Here is a 2,576-nt window from a genome sequence, read left to right on the forward strand (position 1 = left end):
GTCGTGGCCGCCACCCCCCCCCCGGGCCCCCCCGCCCCGGAGGGCGGGGGGCCCCTGCGCGGCGTCGCCGAGGGCACCCGCCTCGCCTCGGCCGGCCGGCCGACGGAAGGCTGGCGGCCCGTGCACGTGCCCGGCCGGGTCGAGCCGGCCTGGGCCCCCGAGGGCGACCTGGTCCCGCTGCCCACCGAACGGCCGGAGGCCAAGGAGGTGCTCGCGGTCGCCGAGCGGCTGCGCGGCCTGGTCTACATCTGGGGCGGCCTCTCCACCCTCGGCATCGACTGCTCCGGCCTGGTGCACCTGGCCTGGCGGCGGTACGGGGTGACGCTCCCCCGGGACGCCGACGACCAGGCCGAGGCGACCACCCCGCTGGCGTTGGGCGAGGAGCGCCCCGGCGACCTCTACTTCTTCGCCCGGCCGGGCCGCCGCATCCACCACATCGGCATCGTCAGCGCCGAGCCGCACGGCGAGGTCCGGCGGATGTTGCATGCCTGCTACATCCAACGCCGGGTGGTGGAGGAGCGGCTCCCTCCCGACCGGGAGGCAACCCTGGTCGCCGCGCACCGCGTCTGACCCCGTACGCCGCAAGGGGCGCTCCCCGCCGTGGGGGCGCCCCTTCGTCGTGCGGGTCCGGTCAGCGCCGGGCCTCGGCCAGCTCGCGGCGCCGGTCCCGGGAGGACTTGACCAGGCTGGCCGCGGTGGCGATCGCCAGGGTGCCGAGGATGACGGCCAGCGAGAGCCAGATCGGGATGTGCGGGGCCCAGGCCACGTGCTGGCCGCCGTTGACGAACGGCAGGTTGTTGTCGGCGAGGGCCTCCAGGACCAGCTTGACCCCGATGAAGCCGAGCACCACGGCCAGGCCGTAGCTCAGGTAGATCAGCCGGTCCAGCAGCCCGCCGAGCAGGAAGTAGAGCTGGCGGAGGCCCATCAGCGCGAAGACGTTCGCGGTGAAGACCAGGTACGGCTCCTGGGTGATGCCGAAGATCGCCGGGATCGAGTCGAGGGCGAAGATCAGGTCCGTGGTGCCGATCGCGATCATCACGATCAGCATCGGGGTGAAGAGCCGCCGCCCGTTCTCGTGCGTGGTCATCCGCGCCCCGTCGAACTGGCGGGACAGCGGCAGCGCCTTGCGGCTCCACCGGATCAGCAGGTTCTCGCTGAACTCGTCCTCGTCCGGTTCGCCCTGCCGGGCCAGGTTGACCGCCGTGTAGATCAGGAACGCCCCGAAGATGTAGAACACCCAGGAGAACTGGGAGATCAGCGCGGCGCCGGCGGCGATGAAGCCGCCCCGCATGACCAGCGCCAGCAGGATGCCGACGAGCAGCACCTTCTGCTGGTACTTCCGGGGCACCGCGAAGCGGCCCATGATGATCACGAAGACGAACAGGTTGTCCACGGAGAGGCTGTACTCGGTGAGCCACCCGGTGTAGAACTGGCCGGCCACGCTGGGCCCCGAGGTGAGCCAGAGGCCCGCGCCGAAGAGCAGCGCCAACCCGACGTAGAAGCCGACCCAGAGGCTCGACTCGCGGACACTGGGCTCGTGCGGGCGGCGACCGATGATGAAGAGGTCGGCGAGCAGGACCGCCGTCAGCGCGACGAGAGTCCCGGCCCACACGTATCCGGACACGTTCAAATCCATCCTCCGGCAGACACACAGCGTCGGGCACACCGTACGCCGGGTGAGGGTCCGGGGTGCGTCGACGCTGACTCTGGTGACTGTCGGAGGTCTCTTCCGCCACCGGCCCGAGACTCCGGGACCGCTGGCCGACGGAGCCGGGTCGGGCGACCGGTGGACCGGCGCTCTTCCGTGCTGACGACTCCGTTGCGGGGGAATACTCCCCTCCTCGGCCGCCATTGTTCACCATCGAGCCCGGTCAGCGCATCTCCGGGGCCCGGATTGCTGAGGGAATCACGTTCCGGCACGGTCCAGGCCACCATCCGTAGTACATCCTAGGAGGCTAGGTGTACGGCCGGGGTCCGCCGGCCACCGGCACGCGATGCGGCGACTCACGCGCTCGGAGCGCCGGGAGGCGGCGGGTTGCCGCAGGCCGAGTCGATCACGGCGCCGGACCCGGTGGGCCGGGTGGGCGGCCGGTCGCGGCGCCACCAGCCGCGGGTCGGGTGCCGCGGTGGGACGGACAGGCCCCGGGTCGCACCGGACGGCGGGGGGCGTGCGAGGCTTCGGGCATGGTTCTTGAGGTCGCGCTGATCGACGTAACCCCCGGGCACGAGGACGACTTCGCCGCCGCGTACGCGCAGGCCCGCCCGATCCTCGCCGGGACGGAGGGCTGCCGCTCGGTACGGATGACCCGGGGCGTCGAGTCGCCCTCGCGGTTCGTGCTGCTGGTGGAGTGGGACTCGGTCGAGGCGCACGACGTCAACTTCCGGCAGAGCGACCGCTTCGGGCAGTGGCGGGCGCTGATCGGCCCCTACTTCGCCGGGCCGCCACTGGTCGAGCACTTCGTCGACGTGCCGGCCTGAGCTGTCGTACCCCTGGCCTAGCCTGCCCTCGACGCGGCTGCCGGTCCCGACGGTCATCGGGGGCGCCGGGCCCGGCGGCCGCGCGCCGGGAAACTCGT

3 protein-coding genes are annotated in these 2,576 nt (G+C 72.5%); 2 read left to right on the forward strand and 1 reads right to left on the reverse strand.

The window, feature by feature from the left end; all coding sequences use genetic code 11:
* Positions 1-570: C40 family peptidase (locus tag ACWEVO_RS34785; RefSeq protein ID WP_452311654.1), on the forward strand; the 570-nt coding region annotated here is incomplete at its 5' end.
* A gap of 61 nt (positions 571-631) precedes the next feature.
* Here the strand turns inward: ACWEVO_RS34785 and ACWEVO_RS34790 are convergent.
* Positions 632-1,630, reverse strand: coding sequence for a TerC family protein (locus ACWEVO_RS34790; protein WP_452311655.1), 999 nt, complete (start codon positions 1,628-1,630; stop codon positions 632-634).
* A gap of 554 nt (positions 1,631-2,184) precedes the next feature.
* Here ACWEVO_RS34790 and ACWEVO_RS34795 point away from each other — a divergent pair.
* Positions 2,185-2,478: an antibiotic biosynthesis monooxygenase family protein gene (locus ACWEVO_RS34795; protein ID WP_452311656.1), complete on the forward strand. Its 294-nt coding sequence runs from the start codon at positions 2,185-2,187 to the stop codon at positions 2,476-2,478.
* The last annotated feature ends 98 nt before the right edge of the window (positions 2,479-2,576 follow it).

The organism is Micromonospora sp. NPDC003776, assembly GCF_053605645.1.

Excerpts from the sequence above, each read along its gene's own strand:
- ACWEVO_RS34795 (WP_452311656.1), top strand. The coding sequence starts at position 2,185 with ATGGTTCTTGAGGTCGCGCTGATCGACGTAACCCCCGGGCACGAGGAC.